Source organism: Bremerella volcania (assembly GCF_007748115.1).
Classification (GTDB): Bacteria; Planctomycetota; Planctomycetia; order Pirellulales; family Pirellulaceae; genus Bremerella; species Bremerella volcania.
Map to the genome: position 1 here is coordinate 5961174 of NZ_CP036289.1, position 26684 is coordinate 5987857.

The 26684-nt window shown below is 54.8% G+C and carries 20 protein-coding genes; 11 read left to right on the top strand and 9 right to left on the bottom strand.

What is annotated here, in order from left to right; all coding sequences use genetic code 11:
* Nucleotides 1–183: 183 nt before the first annotated feature.
* Together Pan97_RS23805 and Pan97_RS23810 are read right to left on the bottom strand one after the other, a co-directional pair.
* Nucleotides 184–1002, bottom strand: a complete 819-nt coding sequence (locus Pan97_RS23805; RefSeq protein WP_144977020.1) for a Nif3-like dinuclear metal center hexameric protein — start codon at nt 1000–1002, stop codon at nt 184–186.
* A 46-nt stretch (nt 1003–1048) separates the two neighbouring features.
* Nucleotides 1049–3715: a hypothetical protein gene (locus tag Pan97_RS23810; RefSeq protein WP_144977023.1), complete on the bottom strand. Its 2667-nt coding sequence runs from the start codon at nt 3713–3715 to the stop codon at nt 1049–1051.
* 204 nt (nt 3716–3919) lie between these two features.
* On the opposite strand from Pan97_RS23810, the gene Pan97_RS23815 reads away from it, so the two are divergent.
* Nucleotides 3920–4705, top strand: a complete 786-nt coding sequence (locus Pan97_RS23815) for a sugar phosphate isomerase/epimerase family protein (protein ID WP_144977026.1) — start codon at nt 3920–3922, stop codon at nt 4703–4705.
* A gap of 78 nt (nt 4706–4783) precedes the next feature.
* The gene (locus Pan97_RS23820; protein WP_196782200.1) at nt 4784–5293 is read left to right on the top strand and encodes a hypothetical protein; all 510 of its coding nucleotides are present in this window, start codon (nt 4784–4786) and stop codon (nt 5291–5293) included.
* On the opposite strand, the gene Pan97_RS23825 is transcribed toward Pan97_RS23820, so the two are convergent.
* A complete protein-coding gene (locus Pan97_RS23825; protein ID WP_144977029.1) occupies nt 5262–5966 on the bottom strand; it encodes an RsmE family RNA methyltransferase in 705 nt (234 codons plus the stop codon). The two genes, Pan97_RS23820 and Pan97_RS23825, sit on opposite strands and share 32 nt — an antisense overlap.
* 143 nt (nt 5967–6109) lie before the next feature.
* Between Pan97_RS23825 and Pan97_RS23830 the strand changes: the two genes are divergently transcribed.
* The 3 genes from Pan97_RS23830 to Pan97_RS23840 all read left to right on the top strand — a co-directional run bounded on the left by Pan97_RS23830 (nt 6110) and on the right by Pan97_RS23840 (nt 7873).
* Nucleotides 6110–6847: an AAA family ATPase gene (locus Pan97_RS23830; protein ID WP_144977031.1), complete on the top strand. Its 738-nt coding sequence runs from the start codon at nt 6110–6112 to the stop codon at nt 6845–6847.
* A gap of 165 nt (nt 6848–7012) precedes the next feature.
* Nucleotides 7013–7633 carry a DUF6677 family protein gene (locus tag Pan97_RS23835; RefSeq protein ID WP_315861153.1) on the top strand — a complete coding sequence of 207 codons (621 nt, stop codon included), beginning with the start codon at nt 7013–7015 and terminating at the stop codon, nt 7631–7633.
* A gap of 27 nt (nt 7634–7660) precedes the next feature.
* Nucleotides 7661–7873, top strand: coding sequence for a hypothetical protein (locus Pan97_RS23840; protein ID WP_196782201.1), 213 nt, complete (start codon nt 7661–7663; stop codon nt 7871–7873).
* On the opposite strand, the gene Pan97_RS23845 is transcribed toward Pan97_RS23840, so the two are convergent.
* Nucleotides 7824–10055: a penicillin acylase family protein gene (locus Pan97_RS23845; protein WP_144977037.1), complete on the bottom strand. Its 2232-nt coding sequence runs from the start codon at nt 10053–10055 to the stop codon at nt 7824–7826. The two genes, Pan97_RS23840 and Pan97_RS23845, sit on opposite strands and share 50 nt — an antisense overlap.
* 440 nt (nt 10056–10495) lie before the next feature.
* On the opposite strand from Pan97_RS23845, the gene Pan97_RS23850 reads away from it, so the two are divergent.
* From Pan97_RS23850 to Pan97_RS23860, 3 genes are read left to right on the top strand one after another with little or no spacing between them, the layout of a single operon-like run.
* Nucleotides 10496–11299 (top strand): carbohydrate ABC transporter permease, encoded by an 804-nt coding sequence (locus tag Pan97_RS23850; RefSeq protein ID WP_196782202.1) that lies wholly within the window; start codon nt 10496–10498, stop codon nt 11297–11299.
* Entirely contained in the window at nt 11299–12675 is a 1377-nt protein-coding gene (locus tag Pan97_RS23855; RefSeq protein ID WP_165698942.1) for an extracellular solute-binding protein, read from the top strand. The genes Pan97_RS23850 and Pan97_RS23855 overlap by 1 nt, the downstream gene beginning before the upstream one ends.
* Complete coding sequence (locus tag Pan97_RS23860) at nt 12672–13493, top strand: carbohydrate ABC transporter permease (protein ID WP_144977043.1); 822 nt, start codon at nt 12672–12674, stop codon at nt 13491–13493. Before Pan97_RS23855 ends, Pan97_RS23860 begins: the two co-directional genes overlap by 4 nt.
* Before the next feature lie 395 nt (nt 13494–13888).
* Here the strand turns inward: Pan97_RS23860 and Pan97_RS23865 are convergent, their stop codons facing one another.
* Nucleotides 13889–16168, bottom strand: a complete 2280-nt coding sequence (locus Pan97_RS23865; protein ID WP_144977046.1) for an efflux RND transporter permease subunit — start codon at nt 16166–16168, stop codon at nt 13889–13891.
* Between the two features lie 107 nt (nt 16169–16275).
* On the opposite strand from Pan97_RS23865, the gene Pan97_RS23870 reads away from it, so the two are divergent.
* The 3 genes from Pan97_RS23870 to Pan97_RS26375 all read left to right on the top strand — a co-directional run bounded on the left by Pan97_RS23870 (nt 16276) and on the right by Pan97_RS26375 (nt 21246).
* Nucleotides 16276–17595 (top strand): hypothetical protein, encoded by a 1320-nt coding sequence (locus tag Pan97_RS23870; protein WP_144977049.1) that lies wholly within the window; start codon nt 16276–16278, stop codon nt 17593–17595.
* A gap of 181 nt (nt 17596–17776) precedes the next feature.
* Complete coding sequence (locus tag Pan97_RS26370; protein WP_165698943.1) at nt 17777–20827, top strand: LPS-assembly protein LptD; 3051 nt, start codon at nt 17777–17779, stop codon at nt 20825–20827.
* Between the two features lie 26 nt (nt 20828–20853).
* Nucleotides 20854–21246 (top strand): diacylglycerol kinase, encoded by a 393-nt coding sequence (locus Pan97_RS26375; RefSeq protein WP_165698944.1) that lies wholly within the window; start codon nt 20854–20856, stop codon nt 21244–21246.
* A gap of 441 nt (nt 21247–21687) precedes the next feature.
* Here Pan97_RS26375 and rplU read toward each other — a convergent pair whose 3' ends face one another.
* The 4 genes from rplU to Pan97_RS23895 form a co-directional block, all read right to left on the bottom strand.
* The gene (gene rplU / locus Pan97_RS23880; RefSeq protein ID WP_144977055.1) at nt 21688–22002 is read right to left on the bottom strand and encodes a 50S ribosomal protein L21; all 315 of its coding nucleotides are present in this window, start codon (nt 22000–22002) and stop codon (nt 21688–21690) included.
* Between the two features lie 224 nt (nt 22003–22226).
* Nucleotides 22227–23924 (bottom strand): Rne/Rng family ribonuclease, encoded by a 1698-nt coding sequence (locus tag Pan97_RS23885; protein ID WP_144977058.1) that lies wholly within the window; start codon nt 23922–23924, stop codon nt 22227–22229.
* 629 nt (nt 23925–24553) lie between these two features.
* Nucleotides 24554–26290, bottom strand: a complete 1737-nt coding sequence (ptsP, locus tag Pan97_RS23890) for a phosphoenolpyruvate--protein phosphotransferase (RefSeq protein ID WP_144977060.1) — start codon at nt 26288–26290, stop codon at nt 24554–24556.
* Between the two features lie 52 nt (nt 26291–26342).
* Nucleotides 26343–26639, bottom strand: coding sequence for an HPr family phosphocarrier protein (locus tag Pan97_RS23895; RefSeq protein WP_144977063.1), 297 nt, complete (start codon nt 26637–26639; stop codon nt 26343–26345).
* Nucleotides 26640–26684 lie beyond the last annotated feature (45 nt).

Below are 26684 nucleotides of genomic sequence, written 5' to 3' on the forward strand. Positions count from 1 at the left end.
GCCTTGCGCACCAGCCTCCCCTGCGCCCTAACCATTGTTATCTAAAGGCGTTAGATCGACAAACCCTGCCGACTCATTCGACGCAACCTGGCCCGTGAAATGCATTTGAGGACACAACGGTTGTGGAAACATTAGTTTGGATGCCGAGTATCACTCTGCGTTGCACGGCCCAGAATAGATTTTTCAGGCGAAGTGAATCGGGTCCGCTTCTTGTCGGCTGCTCCAAACATTGACCGTAGGAAATGCCTCAGCCAGAATCGAAGCGAGTTTCTCGACGGCAAATCGCTCGCTGGCATAATGCCCCACGAGCACCAACGCGACATTTTGAGCTTTGGCTTCAAGGCATGTGTGAAAACTGGTTTCCCCCAGAATCAGACACTCGATTTTATTCTCGATCGTGGCGGTTAGAAGTTCGCCAGCCGACCCACAGCCAACGGCTACAGATTCAATTTCAGCCGTTCCCCGGCCCAAGACTTTAACCATCGAGGCCCCGGTCACTTGCTTGGCCATCTCGGCAATGCGAGCCAGCGGCATACTGCCTTCAGCAATTCTCCCCCAACGCCCTGTGCCAACCTGGGAAGCTGACTCTGAGGCATCCAGTTGGTCGGATGGTATCAATGGCCGTATTTCGGTCAGCCCGATGCCGCTAGCCAATTGATAGTTAATGCCCTCCGCACAGGAGTCGAACGCCGTATGTGGACTGTAGACGGCAATCTTGTTCTGAATCAACTTCAAGAGCATTTGCCCGACCGTGGTGTTGGTAGTGATCTGCTTGAGCGGCCTGAAGGGCATCGGATGATGTGTCACGATCAAGTCGGCGTCCGCTTCGATCGCTTCGTCAACGACTTCAGGCGTTACCGTCAGGCAGGTCACAATGCCTTGGATCGCCTGAGCCGGGTCCCCTACAAGCAGTCCCACATTGTCCCACGATTCAGCCAATTGCCTGGGGGCAAATCGTTCTAGAAACTCGCAGACGCTTCTCAGATTCAATGGTTCAACCACGGGATAATCTCGCCAAAAGGATTCAAGGCACGATTCGATCGCTCCTCTAATCCTTGACTTCTACGCGGTGATTGAAAACCCGGGTACCGCCGATTTCCCGTAATCGGAGAAGAATTGTGCCTCCCTTCAAATCGTCCGCATCGGGAATTCGGTAGACAATCGTCGTGCGCCCTAATCCAAAATTCATAATCCGTTGACGCATTTGCCGGCGCCCAGTGGCGTACAACAAACAGTCGAACGAAATCAGTTGCTCTTGCAGATTGTGGATGGTCGCTTCGATGACGAGTTCACCGGTGTCTTTGTCGAAAGACGCCGTCGACTCGACCTGCATCATTCCACTACCCACAAGGACGTCACGATAAACGCTAAATTCGTATTCTTTGTCGGCACTAATCTGGAAGTCAATTCTCACCGGCTGCAAACCGCTGTCGGCATCCGCTCGTAGCAAGATTTTATACGGTGACTTCAGTTCACCCCCTCGAGTCAGTTTGAATCGCAGAATACCGGGATTCACATTCCAGACGTCGGGAGCAACCAATCGTGCCACCCCACTAATCGCCGTGGGGAAAGTATTCAGTACGGTCGCGTCCATCCGTTGGGTCCGTCCGAAATCACTCTCCAACTCAGACGGTGAGAACTGAAATGCCAGTCGCATCTCGGCAACGCTGTCGTTCAACCCAATCAGAAACTGCGGGATCGGACCGACCGGAATAATCTGTTTGTTACCTTCTTGCAGAGGCGTCACTTCACGTCCCCATAGGTCGATGATTTTGACGTCATCTCCCAGGTACAATACTTCATTGGTCTCCCGCGAGTTCCACACGAGCATTACCGTACGATTGCCGCGGGCAAACACATGGTTCTGACTCTTATTCGGCAACTGAATCGCTCCCAGATATTCTGTTCCCGATATCAACCGTGCGGTCGTTCGCCACGGCAAGAGCAACTCCGACGGCGAACCATTCTCGTTCATCAATCCATATTCGCTATCGAACGGCTTGGAAATGAAAGCCGCATCCGCTCGGTGAATCTTCGCGGCAACCATCTTTTCAACGAGGTCTCGTGCACGTTCTTCCGTCGTATACTTGGAACGAGGCAAGGGATAGATCGTAGCAAAGCGGGTTGTCTTACCTTGCGACTTGTCCAAATAGATGCCAAGTTCGTCCTTGGTCATCGGCAACAAACCGTCCAAGCTTCCACTAGGAGGCAAAATTGAATAGGCCAGAAAGTCATACGGAACCCCTTTGCCCTCAGGCGTTTCTGCCATCCATCGCCAAGGGATCCCCAATTCAATGTCTTGTCCGCTGGTACGAAGTTCTTGGCGAATTTGCCGTAGCTTATCCTGCAAGTTCGTATAACCGACGAAGCTCACATCACTATCGGCGCCCAATTGCCAGTAGTGCACGGTGAGTGAAAGACGCGTGAGAATGGGCTCGACGTAGGGTCGCCACAGCAGAGGCTCAGCGAAAACATTCGCGACCAACATCGTTTCCTGTTCGCCAAACAGGTTCCGAATGTCCGCCGGTGGTTTATCAATCACGGCCACCACATTGATGTTGTGTTTATTCAAACGCTCGGCGAAGCGGGCAATATTATTGGCTCGCTCAAGGTCGTCGTCGTTGTACCACACCGGGAACTTCACCCAGTTCACTCCGGCAGTGACCAGGAGGTCGAACATTCGCTGAAAGTCGAGGGGCTCTTCGCCGCTGGGCAGCGACCAACCGAACTCACCTTTCTCGGGAACCGTGTCGCGAGAAACAACTGCTACCGTCATCACGCGACGATGCATCAGTCCGGAACTGCCCATCATTGTAGCGCGAATTTCGTAGTAACCATTTTGTTCGATAGGTGGTTGCCATTGAATGTCCCCGGCGTAACCAACATCCCAATTCTCGTCCTGGTACGCCTTCTTGCCGAACAGTTCCGAGATCTTCTCGGTCTTTCGTGCAACGACCTTTCCTGCCAGTTTGCTTTCTTGCCGCGCGAGGGACTGACGACCGACGTCGACCAGTTCAAATATCACGGTCGGATCGCGTTCCAAGATCCCTGAAACCTTGCAGCGCACCTTGATCGGTTGATCATTCAGGTAAACACTGCCGCCATCAGCCGTCTCCAGAGTCATTTTCGGAAGACGAGCAAACCATAGATCGTCGAAACACACACTCCCGGTCAGGTCTTCGTCAACATCACCTTCCGGTCCTATATGCAATCCGATCACCGCCAAATCGAGGTTCGTGTTCTTGGGGGCAATTGGTCCAATTCGGATCTTTACCCATCCACCCGTCTCTTTGAACTTTTCCGAGTAATATGTCTCGACCGGTTGTTGCTTGTCATTGAAAAAGGTGAGCGAGATGTACGCTTTATCAAGCTCGAGCCCCTCGGTTTTGATTTGCCCTTCAAGGACGTAACTAAAGATATCCCGTACTGCGATTGGCGGGCTATAGGCCGTGGCCGCTCCTCCGTCGAGCCGGATATTCAGCGAACGATTCTTGCTGGCCGCAGCCTGATCCGTGATTTCCACATCGACGTACCGGGGAAAGCCGGGGCCAGATCGCCGCGTCCACTGATCGGGCCACAGATCGTAGTTGAGATCGGTGTCATCCTCGAAATCGCATTGAAACAGTTCGATTGCCTCGGGATGACGCTCCTCGATCGGCGCATCCTTCCAGCCTGCGGCCAGGACCATCAGAGGTATTAAAGCGAACGACATCATCGGCGAGTTGCCAGGCAATTGGTTTCAGCGAATATTATCCCGCGCAGAAACGAGCGCAGTCCGCTAAACTCTTGCTCATCAAACCGTGACCGCAGGCATACCTTGCGAAAACTCCGATTCGCCATCACGATAAAAAGCGATATAACCGCTACGTTCGTCACGTTGAATCGTTCCGATACCCTTCAACCCACCAAATAGTCGTCCATGATTCCACTGAGCGTCCAACTTCGCAGTCTTCGACAACCTTTCCGCAAGGCCCTACAAACGGCTGGCGAGTTGAAAGCCGACGCCGTCGAAATCGACCTCCGCAACGAAATCCGCCCGGATGAACTTACCAAGACGGGGATTCGGCATCTCAAAAAAATGCTGTCGGACTATAACCTGAAAATCGCCTCGGTCAGCTTTCCGACCCGCCGTGGTTATAACGTGTTGGACGATCTTGATCGTCGCGTAGCCGCCACCAAAGCTGCCATGACCTCTGCGTATGACCTTGGCGCCAAGGTGCTGGTCAATCATATCGGCGGCATCGATCAAGAGATCTCCGCCGAGAGCAATACCCGCTTGCTCGAAGTCCTGCATGACCTGGCCCGCCATGCGGATACCTGCGGTGTGACCTTTGCTGCTAAAACCGGACAGGTTGACGGTCCGGTGATGAAACAATTCCTGGATCAACTCCCGGAAGGATCAATCGGCGTCGACTTCGACCCCGGAGCGCTGATCATCAACGGCTTCTCGGCCGACGAGTCGTACCAGGCACTTGCCAACTACGTGGTGAGCGTCCGCGGCAAGGACGGCGTAAAAGATCTGGCTCGCGGGCGAGGTGTCGAGGTTCCGCTTGGCCGTGGGACGGTTGATTTCCCGCTGCTGATCGCCTCGCTCGAAGAGGCTCGGTACCGCGGTTTTATCTGCGTCGAACGCGAACACCCCGAGAACCCGGTACAAGAGGTCTCCGACGCGCTTGAATACCTGCGAAATGTTCAGATCCCGTGATCTTGTTTGGCGGAAGTTTCGGATCACGCTACGATGAACAGCATCGAATTTTAGTTCGCCCCGCTTCGGAGAAGTCCCATGTTGCGTCGTGCTTGCCTTTCGCTTGTAGTTGCCCTGCTTCTTAGTCCATCGCTTTTCGCCCAAGACGATAAAGCGAGTGACGTCCAAGCAAAACGCTACGCGCTGTTCGAGAAACGACTCGACAACGTCGCACTTGTCGGTTCGTTTACTATCTCTGGTAAAGAAGATCAGGCTCCCAAGCCAGAACGCTACGAGATCAAAAACGTCCGCAAGTTAGAAGAAGGGGACATCTGGCTGATCAATGCTCGGATCAAATATGGCGATAAAGACGTGCAACTTCCATTGCCGCTGGAAGTGAAGTGGGCCGGGATGACGCCGGTAATTTCGCTCGACAAGACAACCATCCCCGGCATGGGCACTTTCAGTGCGCACGTGGTCATCGACGAAGACAAGTACGCTGGAACGTGGACACACGGCGAAGTCGGCGGGGCACTGTTTGGTCGAATTGAAAAGCTCGGCGATGAAGTCGAGGCCCCTAAGGACCAGGCACAGTCGTCACCAGAGTAGCCATCGCGAGCGCTGCCGTTTCGACACGTAGAATCCGCGGTCCGAGACTAACAATCTGACAACCATGCTCGGCCGCTTCGGCAACTTCCTCATCCGTGAAGCCCCCTTCCGGACCAACGAGCGCCAAAACATCACTCGCCGGCACGACGGCATCATGATGAATTGCTTCCCCACTTGGATGAAGCAAGAAGGAAGCCGCCGGTCGCGAGGCCAAGACTTTTTCCAGCGTTTGCCCTTCATCGACCGCCATCAAGTGATTTCGTTCGCACTGTTTACTGGCCTCGACCACCGTGCGGCGAAGGCGTTCGATGGCCTTTTCGACCGGCTGAGCGACGCCTCGCTTGGTAAGCAGGGGAATCAAGCGTGCTACGCCCAATTCGACGCACTTCTCTACCAGCCAGCGTTGTCGATCTCCCTTCGGAAGCGCAACGGCCAAGGTCAGCCGGCGTGATGCTTCTCGGGAAACTTCGGCTTGGCTACGAACCGATCCAACAACCTTTTTCTTCCCGACCGACGTAAGTTCAATCTGGTATTCCATTCCCTTGCCGTCAAAACCAACCACCATGTCACCCACATTGGCCCGCATTACCTTGGCCAGATGCTGCGATTCGGCTTCGTCGAAGGTAACTTCCGCGCCCGTTGGTGGATGCTCGATAAAAAAACGTTCTGACATTGCGGGTTTGCGTATCTGAGGAGCAGGAATGCATGAAGACCGCGGACGGATTCTACCGAAACAATCCCAAGGCAGGAATGCCCTGCGCGGCGGTGCTAGCACCGTCGCGAACAGCTAGCAGCCCTCAATAGATTGTCGCCTGTATGAGTCCGTTTTTCGAGAGCCCAGCTTACCTGGAAGCCGTTGCCCGACTTGAGTACGCTCTTGCGCGTCGCGATCGTGTCGCGGTACTGACCGGGCCTCTGGGAAGCGGTAAATCGACTCTACTCGAAAAGTGGACGACCAAGCTTCGTCGCGGCGGATCGATTGTTCCCTACTTGCAGACCCCTGGCACGTTCGAGCAAGACTTTCTGTGGGAACTCGCCATCCAACTGAAAGCCGACGTTGGACTTGCCACGACGCCAACGGAGCTATGGTTTCAGATTCGCGAGCAGTTGACGACCTATGCCTTGGAAGAGCGCCAGGTCGTTGTCGTTGTGGATCACGTCGAAGAAATGGCCCAGGAAACGGCAGATATCTTGCTGACATTGGCCCGTTTACATTGCGGAGCAACGACCGGAGGATCGCTGATCCTATCGGTCGATAGTACGAAACTCCGTTCGTTCGATCTGCGGCTCTTGAAGATGGCCGACTTAAAGATCGAACTCGAAGCCTGGACGTGCGAAGACGTCGCTCACTTCACCCGGACGTACCAGGCAGCTTTCCCCGGCTCTCCCCTTACGCTCGACGATGCTGCGATCCAAGCGGTATCGCAGCACTCGGAAGGGCTTCCTCGGGTGATTTCGCAGATTCTCGATCTCTCGCGACTGGCCCTCGAAGCCAGTGAATCTCAGTCGGTAACGCCTGAGACGGTGGAAGCAATTCGCGAAGAACTTCTTTGATTCGTTCGGGCTGCTAACCCACTTCAACCATCCAAAGTCTTTATCTGCGTTCACCTTACGCATTCATGTAGCAGAAATCGCCCCCACAACTGGCCTGGAATCCAGGGCGTATTTGGCTAAGATTGAGAGATTACCTACGTAGAAAATTCTTACCGGTTTAACCCTATGTCGAATGATGCCGGGTCTGCTCCTCCAACCGCAGGCCAAGATCCTTTCGCTCCTGTTCCTGTGGATCTGAAAAACCCCACCACTGCCATCTTCCTCGCATGGCTAATTCCAGGTGCGGGACACCTCTACCAGGGGCGCCGTGGTAAAGGGATCTTGTTCTTGGTTTGCATTCTCTCAATTTACTTCCTCGGCCTGTCGATGGGCGGTGGCCGGGTCGTTTATGCAAAGTGGGACAACGAAGAGAAGCGACTCCCTCTGATTTGCCAGCTAGGCGTTGGCCTGCCTACACTTCCGGCACTGGCCCAGTCGCTATTGGTGCGTCAGAAAATGGAGCCGATTGAGATCGGCGGCGTTCGCATCATGGCACCTCCGATCGATGGCGAAATGGCCGAGCTTCATCGCACGTACGGCTATCTGTTTGAGATGGGTACCTTGTACACGATGATCGCCGGACTGCTGAACGTACTGGTGATTTACGATGCCGGAGCAGGCCCCGTCTGGATGGTCCCTGATTCCGAGAAAAAGAAAAGAGCCAAAGAGGATGACACTGGGGCTGAAGATGCGCCCGAGTCCGACGCGAAAAACTCCGAGGCAAAAGAACGCTCCGCGTCCTCCTAAATCACACACCGCAAGAGAGTATCGCCCATGTTCGATCTCATCCTGTTTGCCATGTTTCCCGGCGCTCGGATGCTGCTTTACGCCTTCCCCTTGATTGTGGTGGTAAGCCTCGTTTACGGGGCCACGCGTCACGAATTGTGGCCAGCCATCCTAAAGCATGCTTGGGATACGGCCGTGTGGATCCTCGGCTTTATGGGGGTGGTATTCGTGGTGATTCTTCTGGCTGGCTGGTCTCTGTAGCTTCCCACTTCGGGGCAAGCTTCTTGTATTCTCCCTCCATCCAAAGGGGCACGTCGCTCTTGTAGTACCACGAGAAGCGGCTTTCGCATGGCCCACCTGGCAAGTTCGTCCAAGCCTGGTCAGTGCTCATATCCGTGACGAAGTGATAACTCGGCGCGAAAGTTGACTCGCGTGTGGCCGTTTGCAGAACGTGCCCTTGGAACACCGTCGCATGACACCCCGGCATGGGATACTTAGGGCTATCAAATCCCAGCAATCTGCCCACTTGGCCACCGCCAAAGAAGCGATCGGTAAAGTGAAAGTTGTTAAACTCACCCCAGGTGATTTCCCGTTCCAACAAGACTTTCTCGCCCGCTGTATGGATCATCTCCCCCTTGTCGCGTGTTTGCCACCAGAGCGAGATGTCCTTCTTTAATACCGCATCACATGCTGCAATGATCATGCTCGAAAAGCCAGCGCGTGATACAAGGTACAAGGTGCGTCGCGGTCCCATGCCCCGTTCGTGCCCGAAAATTTCGAGAAGCGTATTTCGATAGAACCGCTGAAACGCGACCGCCTCGGTACTATCTGGGGCATACCGGTAGTCCCATCCAGCCAGTCTTTGCTTCAGTTCGTCGGGTGCGTACACCAGCAGTATCGGAAGAATCTCGCGTGCCTGAACGCTCAACAAGTCGTATTGCAACTGCTGCATATCTTCAGGCGTGATTTCGATCAATTCTTCCAGCCGCTCGACAATCCGTCGCTTTCGATAGTCGGGCAGCGTTTGGCTGACGAACTTCGGTTTGCCTGGCTCATTAATGTCTTCGTTCGCCGTGGCAATATACCCGCACTGCGGGTTGTAGACCCGCGGCAACTTGTCCGTTGCAATCGTTCCTTGCCAGTGGTTCCTTGCATCCCACGCCGCAACGGGACCAAGGCCAGACACATCGTTCCTGCGGCGAGGGAATCGCCCGTTGCCTTGCAGACCAATATTGCCATCCGCGTCGCCAACTACCCAACAAAGCGTCGGTTGTGGACACTCCTTGGCGACATCCAATGCGTGGGATGTACTTTCGGCTTTGAGCATATCAAGCCATGACGCGATCGCCATGCCGGAGTGGGGAAACAGACCGGTCCACGCCAATGAGAAGTAAAAGCCGTCTCCAAATTGTTCCGGATCCACCTCTAGAATGCCTTGCGGGTTTTCAAACACACGCATCGTTTCTGGCGGCTTGCCCTTGCAGCCAATCGCCTCTTCACGAATTTGATAGTCGATCCAATCGTCTTCGCGGCGATACTGCCAGTTTCCTTCTTGCGACTTACGCACCTCTTCGATGAAGAAGTCCGTCGTGTCCCCTTTCATGTAGGTGACACCCCAGCTGACCTTCTTCGTACGCCCCACGGCAAACAACGGGCAACCAGGCAAGGTGGCCCCGATCGCGTATTCGCCATCCCACTTCAATACGGCTTCGTACCAGATCGCCGGTAACCGGTTGGTTTCCAAGTGTGGATCGGAGCAGAGCAGGGGACTGCCACTTTTCGTTTTGGATGGCCCTACCACCCAAGCATTGCTTCCAGCCAGACGCGGCAGATCCATCAACACTTCCAGCGCTTCGTCGGACATTCGCCGTACGTGATGTACTTGCCGTACCAAGTCGAAGTCGACGTGGTCTAACCGGCCTGGGAAGAGTTCCCGCAATGCCGCCTCATCGCCTCCTGCCTGAATGAGTTCGATGACGATCCTTTCGTTTTCCAACTGACTGACCGCGAGCCCGCCAAAGCTAAGGAGATTACCGATGTACAAGACGGACACCGGTTCCCAGGGGGCTGCTTCGAAGCCAATGGCCCACATAGGCAGGGTATGTCCGACGGCCTTCATCCCGTCGTTGACACCCGAGCAATAATGCTGGACCTCTTTCTGCGTTTCTTCCGGCCAGTAATCTCGCTCGCGAGGTTGATTTCGATGCAGCCCGATACGACGGAAAAAACGATCCGTTTCCAATAACTCGTCGCGAGCTGCAATCGTTTCGGCCGCTTGCCCCGAGGCGATAGCCCGGGCAAAGAGAATCTGGGTCAGTCGATCAGTCGCATGCATGTACCCTAAGCCATACAGTGCGTCATCAAGGGACTTGGCGGTGATGTGGGGCACGCCCGCCTCATCTCGCTCGATCGAAATATCTCTTGCTAAACGGGGAAATTCCATTCGTTATCGATCCGTTTCAACTGGTCAGGCCACCGATCGCGGGAAGTTCATGAAACCAATAGCGGCCTATTGTCATCGTAGCATGGTTCCACCCCCCGTTTGTCGCCGCGGTCGAAATGTGGCATCGTAAGGGGAACATCCCTGGGCATGATCGGCATATTCCGACACAGATTACCAGCAGGATGACAGGGAATCCAGAAATTCATTCCGCTCCGAAAAACAGCACGAGTTAACCCTTGCAACATCACGCGGACAGCCCAGACATTGCTGAAACGGCATCGCTTGAGTCGCGTCGCCGTTGGAGGTCATGGTTTACCGCAGCCAGCTTCGCAAGTCCCTGGCTAGTGGGACTCTTAGCGTTATTCGTTTACCCATTTGTTGTTTCTTTGTACTGGAGCTTTTGCCAGTACGATTTGATCAACCCTCCCCGGTTCGTGGGGATGGATAACTACGAGCAACTGGCCAATGAATTCGCCACCGGTACCGGCATTTCCCATGCCCTATGGAACACCGGTTACTACGCGTTGCTCTCGGTGCCGCTGTCCATCGTTTTGGGGGTAGGCCTGGCAACGCTCCTCTCGTGCGACATCCGGGGGCAGTCGATCTTTCGCACGCTGTTTTACCTGCCGTCGGTCATTCCGGTGGTTGCTGCGAGTATCTTGTGGATGTGGCTCTTGAATCCGGCCGATGGCCTGGTGAATTCGATTCTTGGCTGGCTCGGCCTTTGGCAGCCGCAATGGTTTGCCTCGCCGGCAGAGTTTGTTTCGCCCAATTCCCTCACCGAAGCGGCCTGGGCAAACAACTCGGCTCCGATCGGATCGAAGGATGCCCTCGTTCTGATGAGTTTGTGGGGCATGGGCAATTTCATGGTGATTTACCTGGCGGCGATTGGTGACATCCCGAAATCGCTTTACGAAGCTGCCCGGATCGACGGAGCAGGGCCCATTCGTCGATTCGTGAACGTCACGCTACCGCTGCTCACGCCAATTATCTTTTTCAATCTCGTCATGGGGCTTATTCAATCAGTTCAAGCCTTCACGCAGATCTACATCGTCAGCGAAGGGCGCGGTGCCCCGGCTGATTCGACCCTCGTGATCAGCTTGCATCTGTTTCTCAGTGCGTTCCAACATCTGAACATGGGGTACGCGTCGGCCGTGGCATGGCTGTTGTTTGCCTTGCTGGGCGTAGCAACCTGGTTCTTGTTCTCCACTTCCCGGCGGTGGGTATACGAGGGGGTACGCTGATGAACGTTATCTCCTCGCTTCGTGGAATGCTGGCCACCGCCGCTATTATCGTGCTCGGGGGCGGTCTGCTGGTCTCGCAACAACTGTTGACCGCGAGCGACACACACACACCCAGCAATCGCGAAGAGGTCGTGTTCTGGCACTTCTGGGGTGGAGCCGATCGGGCGATCGTCGAGGATGTTGCCAAGCGATTTAACGAGTCGCAGGATGACTATTACGTACGCGCGATTGCAATGCCTGGCAACAACCTCGACCTGAAGTTTTTCCTTAGCGTTACCGGAGGCGATCCACCTGACCTACTGAATATCGATGATCCCGTGATCGCCGATTGGGGGCATCGCGGAGCGATTCTGGCACTGGACGAAGTCGCGTCTCCCGATGAAGTCGATCGACTCGAGAAGTGGCTTTTCCCAGCGGCGCGTCGGCTGGTCACTTACCAGGATCGCCTCTACGGCGTCCCCAATGGACTTGATATTCGAGCCTTGTACGTCAACAAAACGATGCTCGCGCGCTATGGGCTATCCCCACCAAAAACGATCGCCGATCTGGATCATATCGCCGAGACTATCGCTCCGCCGGGCCAAGCCGAAGCTTATCAACATCACGGGTACCTGCCAGATTCGCGACGTATTTGGGCCTGGGGCCCTGTCTTTAGCGGGCAGTTCTACGATTCAAACGATGGACGCGTCACGCTAACGACGCCCCAAATCGAATCCGCTTTGGCTTGGATGGCCAGTTACCGCAAACGCTACGGTCCATCCGAGATCGCCCGCTTCCGTCACGGCGATCAATCGCTTCCTGGCAAGACATTCCCGCTATTTGCTGAGCGATATGCGGTGGTCATGGATGGTCAGTGGCGTGTGCGGGACATTCGGGCATTTCAGAAATCACAGGCTGAGAAGCGAATAGAGGTCACTCAATTCGATGCAATTCCCCTGCCTGTTCCCCCTGGCGGCAAACCCAACGCCGGCTGGGTCAACGGCAATAACTTTGTGATCCCACGAGGAGCGAATGCGTCGCGCGGAGCCTGGGAGTTCATCAAGTTTTGGTGCGGCTTTGATGGAAAGGAAGCCGCAGCCGCCACGACCTGCGTAGCGGGCGGCTGGATCCCCGTTTCACCGCACGTGGTCGATGAGCCGACCTTTCAGCAGTTCCTGCAAGAGGAACCGCTCTTCCGCACATTCATCGAACTCGCCGGCAGCAAGAACCAATACCCAGTTCCCGTCATTCCTGGGGCTCCCTACTTCAACAACGAGGTCAAGAACCTTGCCGAGTTAGCTATGTCTAGCTCGACCGAACCAAATCTTCGCCAAATGCTGCAAGAAACTGAGGCCAGGATTCAGTCGCACATCGACCGCGCAAGGAACGAACCATGACCTGGCTACAGAAGTCGACGATCTATGTGCTGCTGATCTTCTTTGCGACGATTTATAGTTTGCCGCTGCTGGTGATGCTTTCTGGATCACTCAAGTCTCCCACAGAGATCCAGGCAAATCCTAATCAACTGATCCCCCAGTCTTGGCAATGGGAAAACTACGGGGCAGCGATAGAGGCGATGCCGTTCTGGCAGTACCTTTCCAACACGCTGGTGCTTTGCCTGGGCTCAGTCGCGGGAACGCTACTTTCGTGCTCGATGGCTGCTTATGCTTTCGCCAAGCTGAAGTGGTGGGGACGCGATAAGCTGTTTGCCGTGCTGATCGGCACGATGCTGCTTCCGTGGCACGTCACCATGATTCCCCGGTTCCTGCTGTTACGTGAAGTAGGCCTATACAACACGCTCGGGGCGCTAATCGTGCCTACGTTCCTGGGAGATGCGTTTTCGATCTTTCTGCTGCGGCAGTTCTTTCGTACTATCCCTGAAGAAATCAGCGAGGCGGCCCGGATCGACGGACTCTCGGAGTGGGGCATCTATTGGCGGATCATCCTGCCCATGTCGGTGCCGGCCTTAGCGACGGTTGGCCTGTTTCAGTTTGTTGCGGCGTGGAACGACTTCAGCGGTCCACTCCTGTTCCTGAGCAACAAGGACAAGTTCCCGCTGGCATACGGTCTTGAGCAGTTCGTCAGCAGCTACGCCGACCAAACACACCTGCTGTTGGCGGCGGCGACACTCTTCACGTTGCCGATCGTGGTCCTGTTCTTCTTCGCCCAGAAGACGTTCCTGAAAGGAATCGCGACGACTGGCCTCAAGGACTGACGCCGCGAAAGAAGACTTTCGACCGCGGCGGAACTCAACCCAACCCGGGCGCGCAGAAAGAAATGCCGTTGCCTGGAAAACGTAGGCAACGGCGGCATGGACGGGGTGGGGAATTGTAGGAGGAGACACGTCCTAAGACGGCCCACCGCAATTATTTCTTGCGGTGACGGATCTTTGCACGCATACGTCGCTTCTTGCGTCCAATCTTCCGTCGACCCTTACCAGTTTTCTTCGTTCCCACGAAACTCTCCGTTACGTATCCGCTATTAAGCTACGTCAAAAATCCCCAGATGGGGAAAGCTATTTAGGTGCAAACGACGCATTCTACCAGAGAGCCCGCCACATTGGCAAGCAAGCGCCGCTGAATCGAGTTCAAGCGATCCAAGGCATTGCGTTCAAACTTGTGGCTCAGTCCGTCCGATCACCAGAAGCTTGATTAGAAGCGGCAAGATGATCAGGTTTCCGACCAGCGCCCCCAACATGGTCAGTCCCACCAATACGCCGAAGTAAATCGTAGGCACAAAATCACTTACGCACAGAACGCTGAAGCCTGCAATTAAGGCAAACGTGGCAAATATCACCGCTTTTCCGACGCTCTGTTGGACCTCAACCAGGGCCTGACTGGGGGTTAAGCCGCCGGCGATGCTTCGCTGAAAACCATAAATGTAGTGAATCGAAGCATCGACCCCCAGCCCCATGGAAACGGCGGCGATCATTGCTGCCCCCATATTGATACGGTATCCCAGCAGGCCAAATGCTCCGGTGACCATCAAAATGGGTAGTATGTTGGGAATAAGAGCCAACAGGGCCATCTTCAAGCTGCGAAACGCGAGTGTCATGGTTACCCCGATCCCGGCAATCGCCAATGCAAATGACTCCCACTGATCACGAATCAGGCTGTCAATCAGGTGCGTTAGCAGCACGAAGAACCCACTGACGATCGGTTCGCCATCGTGGACCGCCATTTCGCCATCTTCTTCGGCCACTTTGGCTTCGGCCTGCTTCTGAGCGTAGAAGTCGGCGACGACGCGTCGCACGGCCTCAATCGTTTCCTGTTTGGTCTGAGCGTCTTGTCGCTCCTTCGAAAGAAGCATGATTCGGAACCAATACTCATCCGGGTTTTCGGGGTCATTCGAGTACAGCGAATTGAGCGTCTCTGGGAGTTGGTCTCGAAGCAAACCCATGCCAACTCGCATCAAAGAATATTTTGGCAGGCGGAAGGGACTTTTCTTCTCAGCGGCCTCCATCATCGCCGAAACCACATCGGCCAGGCTCAGCACCTTGGAAAGTTCCGGGACTTCGGTTCTCAGGCGATCCTCCAGGGCCTGCACTTCCTGAATGTACTCCCAGGTCAGGTGCTCAGGCGCCGGAATGGCCACGTCCCATACGCCGGCCCCGCCCAATTCATCCTCGACGAACGCATAGGCCTGAACAATTGGCGTGGTCTCGCGGAAGTTCTTCGTGAAATCACTTTCCACGCGAAGCCGGGCAGCTCCCCACAACGACACGGCAAACGCCAGCAGGATCAACACCATGAGAATCACCGGGCGTTTCACGATAGAGTTGATCGTTCGCGATAAACCAGAACTCAGCTTGGCATCCCCCCAGGGGCTGGCAGGGTCCACGATCCAAGGACTGCCGGCCAGGACCAACCCAGGCAGAAACACCAAGACCGCCGGCAACACTAGCATGGCTCCGACGGCCATCATGATGCCGAAGTCGTGCACTGGCCCAACGCTGGTGATTAGCAGCGCCGAGAACCCGACCGCATCGGTCGCACACGCCCAGAATACGGGGGCCAACAGGTACGCAGATGCGGACGCCAAGGCCTCCTTCGGCTCTTGTCCTTCGTCGCGATACTGGCGAAAACGCAGGATGTAATGCACGACCGTGGCGACGCCAATGACGGTCACAATCGCCGTTAGCATCGAACTGACCATACTCAGTTGCAAACCGCTGACGGCCAAGGCTGCATGGGTCCACTGCAACGTGACCTGCACGACAACGATCGCGATTATCATCCAGCGGATGTTGCGAAAGACGAGAAGAATCACCGCCGCCAAGAGAAGGGAAGTCGCCCAACCCAATCGATCTCCATCCTCTTCCACGTATTTGAAACCATCGACGACCATAACCGGCTCGCCTGTGATCATCCCGCCAGGAAGTCCGTCGAAAATAGCCCGAACCTGCCCGATCAACTCAACACGACTTACCGTTGTTTCACTCTTGGGCGTGAGTTGAATCGGCAAGGCAACGATGTTGCCATCTCGATTGTGGGTGTAACCGGCGAATAGCTCTTTCAACTTGATGCCGGCATCTGACTCGGGATCAAGCACGAAGCCTCTGGTCAACTTTCGATCAAGGGAAAGAACTTCTTTGACGCCGTCCAAAGCTTCGATCTGAGTTCGTACCGCCCGAACCTTATCCAGACCAGTACCATCCACGGCGAATAGCTGATCGTCCTTGTAAACGCCTAAAATGACCTCGTTGCCGCCGAAAATCCGATTAAATCGTTCGTGCGATTGAATAAGAGGATCTTCCGCCGCGAACATGTTTTCGATGGAACGGTCAAACGAGAGCCCCTGCCCGAGATAGACGGCCCCTACCGTCAGCGCAATGCCAACCGCCAAGAGCAGCCAGCGAAGGGCGATCCATCTTTCGAATAGTTTCTTCACCACAATTCCTAGTTGGGGGCCCTCATCGTCACCCGGGTGCCGAGTCTGTTATATTCTACGAAGTCCCCCAGGTCGTACGAGTCGGCTTCTATTGATCGGTCACCACGATGGATTCTACGAGCGATGCCTCTCCCACTTCGCCTCGTCGCGAGAGCGTCTGGTTGGATTGGCAATGGTACATCGTCCTGGTAGTCGCGCTGCTGATCCGCGGCGGCGCGGGCTACCTTCAGTACGAGAATTTCTCGCAGGATCCCGATAGCTATCGACTGCTGGCCAACAATATCCTGCGAATTCACTCTTTCACGCTGGATGACCCTGCCGAACCAACCGCATTTCGCCCGCCTCTTTATCCACTACTTTTGGCGGTCACCAGTATTTCGCGACATGTTCTGCCAGAAGAGGTGTTGCTGCTGCATATCGCCCTGGGAGTCGTCACGGCGGTCCTGACGTTCTTTTGGGCGATTCAAATGGGTCTGGAACGATGGCGAAGTGTGGCCGGGCTGCTGGTCGCGATCGACCCTATCCTGCTCAATCAGTCGACTCTCGTGATGACCGAAACCCTGGCAACCTGCCTCGCCATACTGACGCTAGTGGCTGTTTCGTCTTTGGCCAATAAGCATCTATCAAGCGATGATGCTCGTGGCAGCCGCGATGCCACCATTAGCGCCGTCAACATCGCCGGGGCCATTGGGCTGGCTATATTCTGCCGGCCCACCTTTCTGGTCTGGGCCACCCTGCTGCCGATCGCCGTTTGGTTTTGCTGCCGCGGCTGGAAACTGCGAATCTCATCGGTACTGGCCTACGGCCTGATGCTTCTATTCCTGCTTGCACCATGGGTCGTGCGGAATATGCTCGTATTTGAATCGCCTGTGCTCGGAACCACTCATGGCGGCCATACCCTCCTCTGGGGAAATAACGAGTCGTACTACGAGTACCTAAGAAGTGGCAAGACGCCGGTCTGGGATAATACCGAATTCCACCAGCGATTTGCCCGTCGTAATCCTTACCTGGGAACGTCTGCTAGCGAATTGGCTCGGGACAAAGCCGCCTACCGGGAAGCGATCGACACCATGAAGCAGAACCCCGACATGGCGGCCTACAGCGTCTTGGTTCGATTCACCATGTTCTGGCGGCTCTTGCCCAATGCTCTTTCCCAGGACGAAAGTGGCAAGCGAACCATGGTCCGGTATGCCATTGGGGCGTGGTACCTGGCGCAGTTTGCCTTGGTAATCGCAGGACTTTTCGCTATCGGCAAGAACCTACGCAAGCCTGGCTGGATTGCGGCATTGATGCTGCTAGCAAGCTTTACGCTGGTGCATCTCTTCTTTTGGAGCAACATGCGAATGCGTTCGCCGCTGGTTCCAATTCTCGCCGTGCTAGCATGTGCAGGGATCGAGTTGATCTGGAATCGGCTGACGAAGCGCTAATCAGGCGGAAGCTGGCTTGCTCTGGTCTGGGCGCATCCCTATAATCCGCCCCGCTTTAAAGTCTCGGATCGTCAAAGATTACCTCGCACGCGACCTGAGAATTCCCAACAAGTCAGAGTCAATCGGCAAGGAAGCCAGGACCCTGTTTCCCCCTCACAGGACAAGTCCGAAGACGCGCCAGGTGAACGCCTGGTGCGGTTCCGCGTGCATCACGCGTGCGCTAACGATGTGCGCGGCGTGGGTATTGCTTGGCATATTATCGGCAACATCGGTTGCTGAAATTCACCTTCCTCAATCGGATGCCACCCGGCCAATCTACGTTCGGGCGAATGACGCGCGGCACTGGCAAGACGGTGAACAAGAGGTCTGGATCCTCCGCGGCGACTGCGAGATCGTCCAGGACAAAACGGTGTTGAAGGGGAAAGACGCCGTCCTTTGGATTGAATACGCACAACCGTTTCGCCTGGTTCCGCACAAAGTCACCGTCTACCTCGAGAACCAGGTCAACGTTACTTACCGCGATGCCGATGCCGGGCGCGTGCAGCTTCAAGATGCCTCCTGGTTAGGGCAGCTCTTCACGACCTCACGCATTCAGTTGCCTGTCGATCCCACCAAGGCTCCACCTGCGGTTGCTCCGGCTATTTACCATCGCGGCCGCAACGCCCAGCCATCGGACGAAGACTTCGCGCCGAAAGAACCGATCCAAGCGCCGATTCAGCAGATTCAATTCGAAGGAGGTCAGCCGATGCCTCCTGCGTTCTCCGTTTCTCAGCCGCAGATTCGCGTTCGTCTATTGCAGCGTTACTCCAATGGTTATCAGTTAGAAGTCGATACCGATCCTAATACCGGTGAGACGATTGCCAAGTTCGACGCCGGCATGAACCTGATTGTCGAGGGGCTCGGCGAACTCGATACGGTTAGCCTCCTTGCCGATCGAGCGATCGTCTGGTCGAAGAATGGGATTGAAGGACTAACCGGCCCCGAAGGCGTGACGGGGGATGGTGCTTACGAACTCTACCTGGAAGGGAATGTCGTCTTCCGCCAAGGCGAGCAGGTCGTTTATGCGGAGCGGATGTATTACAACGTCGCAGAAGAATACGGCACGATTCTGAACGCGGAACTCCTAACCCCGGTGCCGGAATACCAGGGGCTAGTTCGCCTCAAGGCCGATGTCCTACAGCGTGTGAATCGAGATCGTTACCAGGCGTATGGTGCCGCAATCACCACCAGCCGTATGGGCGTGCCTCGCTATTGGTTTCAGTCGAACCAAATCGAATACACCGACCAACAGTCGACGGTCATGAACCCGATTACCGGCGAGGCCCAGATCGATCCACTGACGGGACAACCGAAAATCGATCATAAACGCCTGGCGACTTCGCGCAACAACACGCTTTACTTTGGTGGTTATCCGGTCTTTTACTGGCCGGTCCTTTCCGCCGACATCAATGATCCGGTCTTCTATCTAAACAAGATCAGCTTCAAGAATGACGATGTTTTCGGATTCCAGGTCCGTACCGAGTTCGACAACTACGAAATCCTCGGCATTGACGAGCCCTGGGAAGGAACCGAGTGGGTTACCGACCTCGATTTCCTGTCGGAACGAGGTGTTGGCGTAGGAACTCGGTTCAATTTCGATCAGACCTACTTCCCATACTTTAACAACCCAGCAACAGGCTTCCTCGATGCCTGGGGCATCTACGATACCGGTAAGGATAACCTCGGTGCCGATCGACGTTCACTTACTCCCGAGACAGATCTTCGCGGCCGAGTGTGGGGGCGTCATCGCCAGATGACCTTCTTCGACTGGCAGTTCACCGGCGAGTTGGGTTTGATTTCCGATCGCAACTTCCTGGAGTCGTTCTACGAGAAGGACTGGGACACGCAGAAGGACTTCGACACATCGTTTGAGCTGAAGAAACTGGTCGATAATCAGAGCTTCAATATCTATGGCTCGTCACGCGTGAACGACTTCTTCATGCAGACCGAATGGATGCCCAAGCTCGACCATTACATGCTTGGACAACCGCTGCTATTCGATCGCTTGACTTACTTCTCGCACTCCTCGGTTGGCTACGCTCGCCTGAGGCCTTCGACCGCCCCCGAAGACCCGGCCGACGCCGCTACTTATGATCCGCTTCCGTACGAAGTCGATGTGGAAGGATTGGTAGGTACGACGCGACATGAAATCGATTTGCCGATGGAACTGTTTGGCTCCAAGGTAACCCCTTATGCTTTAGGGGACGTCACCTATCAAGGACAAGACATCAACGGCGACGATCTGCTGCGGGGTTATGCCCAAGGGGGTATTCGCGGCAGCCTCATGGCCTGGAGCGTGAATCGAGCCGCTCAAAGTCAGTTGCTGAACATCAATGGCATCGCCCATAAGGTCACGCTCTACGGCGACCTTTACTATGCCGATTCGAGCCAGGACCTCTCCCGAATGGCGATCTACAACAACATCAACGACGACTCGCAAGAGGCATTCCAGCGCCGCTTCAAGTTTAATACCTATGGGCTACCGGCCGGCACGCCAGTTCCCACCGCAGTCGATCCTCGCTACTACGCATTCCGCACGAACCAGCAAGGCTGGGTGACTTCGCCGGTGGGTGAAATTGCTGACGATGTCTCGGCCGCCAATCTGCAGTTGCGACAAACCTGGCAAACCAAGCGAGGCGGTCCCGGCAACGAGAAGATCATTGATTGGATTCGATTCGATGTTGGCGGTACCGTATTTCCCGACGCCGATCGAGACAACTTTGGCGAGACCGTTGGCCTGTTGAACTATCAATTCGACTGGCAGATCGGTAATCGCTTGAACGTCTTCTCGAACGGTTTCTGGGATCTGTTTGACGATGGTTTGCAAACCATCACCGTCGGTAGCTATATCAATCGCACTCAGATCGGGAATCTATACGTCAGTTACACCAATACAATTCAACCATTTGAAACGCAGTTGATCATTGCATCACTGCAGTATCGACTAAGCGAAAAATGGTTTGGAGGACTGGGAACGGCCTACGACCTGAAAGAGAATACGAACCTTGGTCAGAATATCTTCCTGACTCGAATCGGCGAATCGAGTTTGTTTACTTTCAACTTCAACGTCGATACGAGTCGGAACAACGTTGGTATCGGTATCAACTTCGAGCCGAGGTTCTTCGCAACCGGACAATACAGCAAAATCAACGGCGAACCTCTTCCACCGCTGGGTGCTTACGGCCTCGAATAACACGTTCGCCAGAGGATCAGATCGCGATGAAGAACGAAATGACACCTCGCGGCTGGATCCGCAAGTTCGGCCTAGCTTTCTCTGGCTTGGCCTGGGCGATTCGCACCGAAGGAAGCTTTGCAGTTCACCTGCCAGCCGCGGCACTTGCTTTCTCAGCAGCGGCACTGCTTCAATTCGATTACGGTCGCTGGTCGGTCTTGATTCTAACGATTGGCCTGGTCATCGTTGCTGAGTTGTTCAACACATCGATTGAATGCCTGGCCAAAGCGGTCGATGACCAACCGAACGAGCATATCCGGGTAGCCTTGGACGTCGGAAGTGCGGCCGTCCTGACTAGCAGCCTTTTCGCCGTTGGTGTGGGCTTCTTCTTGTTTTGGCAGCCGTTCTGGATTTGGTGGAGCCCGCCGTTGGCAAACTAGCCAGATGTCGTGAACAATCTCGTTCAAGAAAAAAACAGTACCCTGCAGTAGGGTGAATACTGCAGGGTACTGTCCAAGTAACAGTCAAGCGATAGATATTTGCTAAGCCGAGTCCATCCCCAAATAGTTGCCTGACTGGTTTTCAACGTCCTGCTGGTTATCGCTTCATTGCGTTTGGGCCGCTGCGAAACGGTCTGCCGATGACCTGTCGAAAAGCTAACTCCGTCGTGTTTTCGATTGCTGACCCAGAGGGTTTTCCCTCTTGCATGGGGAACAACTTATCGATATTGCCTTGGTTTGACTAGTCTTTTTTTGGAAATTCTTAACTCTAGCTGCATAAAGTATTTCGAATCGCCAGAACTTACTCAAAGAGCGCACGAAGAAAGCCGCAAGAACTCTTACTTGCGGCTTTCCAATTTGTGCAGTTTTACTCAGCGAACCTTAAGCAACGATCTCGTTGATCTTCACTTTGGTGTAGAGTTGACGATGGCCCGTCTTACGCTTGCTGTTCTTACGGCGGCGGAACTTCTGAATGGTCAGCTTTTCGCCTTGGACAACACCTACGACTTCGGCTTTGACCGAAGCACCGTCAACGGTTGGCTTGCCGATCTTGACGCCGTCTTCGCCGGAAACCAACAGAACGTTGTCAAACGTCAACGCATCGCCAGCAGAGGCCTCGAAGCGGAAATCAATCCGCAGCTCTTGGCCTTGTTCGACTTTAATTTGCTTACCGTCTTCTTGAATGATCGCGTACATCCGATTGAACCCAATCGAGTTTTATATTTCTGAACGGCCCCTAATGGGGCGAATGTCTTCAGGGGAAACCACACAATTTACCGGGCAAACGGTTAACTGTCGAGGGCGCCAAAGTTGTTTTCTTGGAATTGGCCCCGACGCTTGTCATGTCTGCCACTGCCCGGTCAAACCAGAGCGAGGCACGCGAAACATGATTCGCCCTTAAATCATTGCCGTAAATAGACTTAACGACGCCCATTGCGGGAAGCATCGTGCGGGTCAGTCATGTAAATACGGCGCCCTTCCGCATCCTTACATTCCACTTCGACATGCTCGGGGAAGACCGACTCGCTACCGATGATGTGAACGACCACCCGATTGTCGTCTTCGATGACCGCGATTTCCCGGCGTTTCTTGTTGTTCAGGTAGGCTGCGACTTCCTCGTTCACCCGGCAGTTGATCTGGCTGGCCTTGGGCTGCTGAGCCGCCGCGATCAAGACACGCGTGACTTCGATCGCCATGCTCTCGGACGACTTCACAACGCCGCGACCACTGCAGCAAGGGCAATCCCGGAAGATGCTTCGCTTGAGACTTGGCCGGACACGCTGACGTGTCATTTCGATCAAACCAAAGGGGCTCGTCCGCAGGATCTTGGTGCGGGCACGGTCCCGTTTGACGGCATCCTTGAGGGCACGCTCGACGTTCGCTCGATGCTTTTCTCGACGCATATCAATGAAGTCGTTGACGATCACACCACCCAGATCACGCAGTCGCAACTGGCGAGCGATTTCCTTGGCCGCCAGCAAATTCAGGTGATAAGCGGCTTCTTCCGAACTGCCATCGTAGCGGAAGTTACCACTGTTCACGTCGATGGCCACTAGCGCCTCGGTCTGATCGATCACGATCGAACCGCCGCGCGACAAGGGAACTTCGCGCTGGTGAATCTTGGCGATTTCCTCGTCCAGGTTGTACTTGCGGAAGAGGGCTTCCTTCGTGTCGTGTCGCTGCAGGCGATCCACGAACCGTGGCATCACCAACTGTAGAAACTCCTTGGCGGCCTCGTATTGTTCTTTACGATCGATGTAGATCGCATCAACATCCGCGGCGAAGATATCGCGAATGGTGCGAATGATCATGTCGCTTTCTTCGTAGATCTCGCAGGGGCCCGTCGACTTGCGGATGCGGCGAACGATCAAACGCCACAGGCGAAGCAAATACGCCATGTCGCGCGACAGATCTTTCTTCGTTCGATCTTGCCCGGCAGTGCGGACGATAAAGCCCAATCCCTTTGGTGGATCTAGGTCCAACAGCGTGCCGCGTAAACGACGACGCACCTGGTCGTCTTCAATCTTGCGAGAAACGCCTACGCGGCCCAGGGCTGGCATCAGAACCAAGTAGCGTCCTGGAATGCTGATGTAGGTCGACAGAGTTGGCCCCTTGTTACCGATCCCTTCCTTGATGACCTGCACGAGGACTTCGTCCCCCCGCTTGAAGATCTCTTGGATCGGCGGCTTCACGCGTGGGCGGGCACCGGGTCGTTGACGACGACCGCGTCGCTGCTGCGTTTTCGTTCCGGCGCCGCCTGACGGGCTGTCATCGTCGCCTTCTTCGCCATCGTCATCGTCGCCGAAGTCACTGCCAAACCGCGATGCGGCCAAGTCTTCAGGGCGATCGTACTGAGCTGCCGGATCATATCCACCTTGGCGGAAGTATTGTGGCTCGACGTCGCTAATATGGAGAAAGCCATTCTTACCGACACCGAAGTCGACGAAGGCCGCTTGGATACTGGGCTCGAGATTGACGACAACGCCTTTGTAAATGTTGCCGACAAAGTTTTCCTGGCTGGTCCGTTCCAGATAGAACTCTTCCAGAATTCCATCTTCCACGATCGCAATCCGGCATTCTTCCGGCTGCGATACGTTGATCAGCATCTCTTTTTTCATGAAAAGCTCGCTTTGGTGCATGGGGTCCATGACCGCGAAAGCTTTTTCTCGAAATGACGGGTTTTGACTGAGGTTGTCTCGACGATATCTTGCGACCAACATCGAGCCCGGTCCGGATCTTCTACTGCGGTGGCTTGAGAGCAACCTGAAGTGTTTTCACGCGGCTGGTCGGGTTATCCAACAGTGTATTCCTTGTTGGGGCAACGATCCAGAAACGGCGATCTATCACAAAGTGACTGCAGTGAAAGGGATCTCGCACAATCTATATTCCGCATCTTCGCTGGGGAGCTGTCGTTGTTCTTCGCCCTGTGGTGGCGATGGTTGGCTCAGGCGGTTAGCGGTTTTTTCGGCGTGTCCTCTTCTCACTGACTTTCAGCATCTTGGCTTGGGTCACTCGTTTGTCGCTGGTCTCTTGGAATCGGCTCGCTCCCGTGACAGGCTTTTTAAAAGTCCCTGTGACAGGCGCGGTTGCCCTGGTTTCGATAAAAGCGTTCTTGTCTTGAACCTGTGTCAAGGAATCCGGCGAATTACGATTCACCGGAAAAATATTCTTTTGTGATTTGTCTATCTGGCCCTGATTAACAGAACCTTCTTTTTGAGGCAGCCGGGGGTGCTTTCACCCAACCGACTTAGGCATCGTCGGGAAACAATTGCCGTAAGCTCTCTCGTAGCAACCGTTTAATTTCCCACGCGTTGTCCATGTCTCGCACCCGAGTCGCCAACTCACGACATTTCTGAGCGGAGACGGTGCGACATATTTGTTTGATTTCAGGAATCGCGCTCGGTGTAACACTCAAACTACGCAAACCCATGCCAATTAGCAACATGGTGTAAACGGGATTCCCCCCCATTTGGCCGCACAGAGTGACCTCAATGTTTCCCTTTTTCGCTGAATCGACCGCCATCTGGATGAGCCTCAGAACGGCCGGATCGCAGCTGTTGTAAAGGGTTGCCACGTCTGGATTATTGCGATCCACCGCTAATGTATACTGGACCAAATCATTGGTTCCAATACTAATGAAATCGATTTCCTGAGCGAATCTGTCCAGCATGACGACGCTCGATGGGACCTCAACCATAATGCCGACTTTGAGGTCTCGGTTGAAGGCAATCGACTGTTCCTCGAGATCTTCCATCAAGTCAGACAGTAGCATCTTGGCCTGCCGCAACTCATGAAGCGTGCTCACCAGGGGGAACATCACCGATACATCCCCCAATACGCTCGCCCGCAGGATCGCCCTCAGTTGTCGGCGAAACTGGTCCGTATTCCGCAAGGAAAGCCGAATACTACGCAGACCCAAAAACGGATTCTGCTCGGGCGGATGATCATCGCCGAAAATCTTGTCGGCACCTAAATCCAAAGTGCGAATAACGATAGGGCTTCCCTGCATGTCGCGAATGACCTTGGAGTAGACCTGGTAGTGATCTTCCTCGGTTGGCTCGCTGTCTTGGCCGAGATACAGAAACTCTGTCCGGTACAGCCCCACGCCGCTGGCACCACGCTCGATACATGCGTCGGCTTCATGGGGAAATTCGATGTTGGCCATCAGCGTAATCGTTTCGCCATCGGTCGTAACCGCAGGCAGATCACGCAGACCTCGAAGTTTGATCTTCGTTTGACGCTGCTGCTCAACTTCTTGCTTGTACCGCGCGATCGTTTCTTCGTCCGGCTGGACGATCACACGTCCCTGATGCCCGTCGATGATCAGCGTTGTATCGGTCTGAATCTCGCGTAGATGAGGTCCGACACCAACAACCGCCGGTAGCTCCAGGGCCTCTGCCACAATCGCAGAGTGGCTGCCGGGGCCACCCACCTCGGTGACTATCCCACGAATGTTCACCCGGTCCAAATTAGCCATCTCGCTGGGGGTCAGATCGTGAGCGATCACGATCGATGGCTGCTTGGCAGCGAGCTTCCGCTTGGCGTCCGCACCAAACAGCACATTCAACAAACGCTGTTCAATATCACGGAAATCGCCTGCTCGTTCACGTAAGAATGGGTTGGGGACGCGTTCGAAGAACTGGATATAGCGAGCAAATGACTGCGAGACGGCATATTCGGCCGTGTAATGACGGTAACGAATCGAGTCGATGAGGGATTCGTTTAGCTTTTCATCCCGAACCATCTGCAAGTGGGCCGAGAAGATGGCACCGTATTGGTCCCCCAGTTCCGTGGCAACTTCTTCCTGGCTGGTCTGAATTTGCTCGGCGACCAGATCCATCGCACTAGCCAGTCGCTTCAGTTCCGCGTCGACATTTGCTCGCGAAATAAAGCGACGAGTCACCCTAGGTTGCTGATCGTCTACCACCATGGCCTTGGCTATGGCCACGCCGGATGAGACCGCAATCCCTTGGAAAACTCGCATTAAGATCGACTCGCTTTAGTTGGCAAGAGAACGCCGGGAACGACGCACCGACTCACGTCCCGTTCTCTTCATCATCCTCTTCGATGAAGCGTTTCACAACATCTACCAGAGCATCCGCAGCCGTTTCCGCGTCAGGACCGGTGACGATAATCGTAAGCTCCGTACCTTGTTCAGCGGCCAAAGTCATCACGTCGAGAATGCTCTTGCCACTCACTTTCAAGCCATCACGCGTGATTTCGACTTGAGACTGATACTGCAACGCGACCTTAACGAACATGTTCGCTGGGCGCGCATGAAGTCCCTGCCGGTTTGGTACGACTACTTTTCGAATGATGGATTCATCGCCCATCCGTACATTGCCCCGTATGATGGGATGTCGCTATGAATTCAGCCC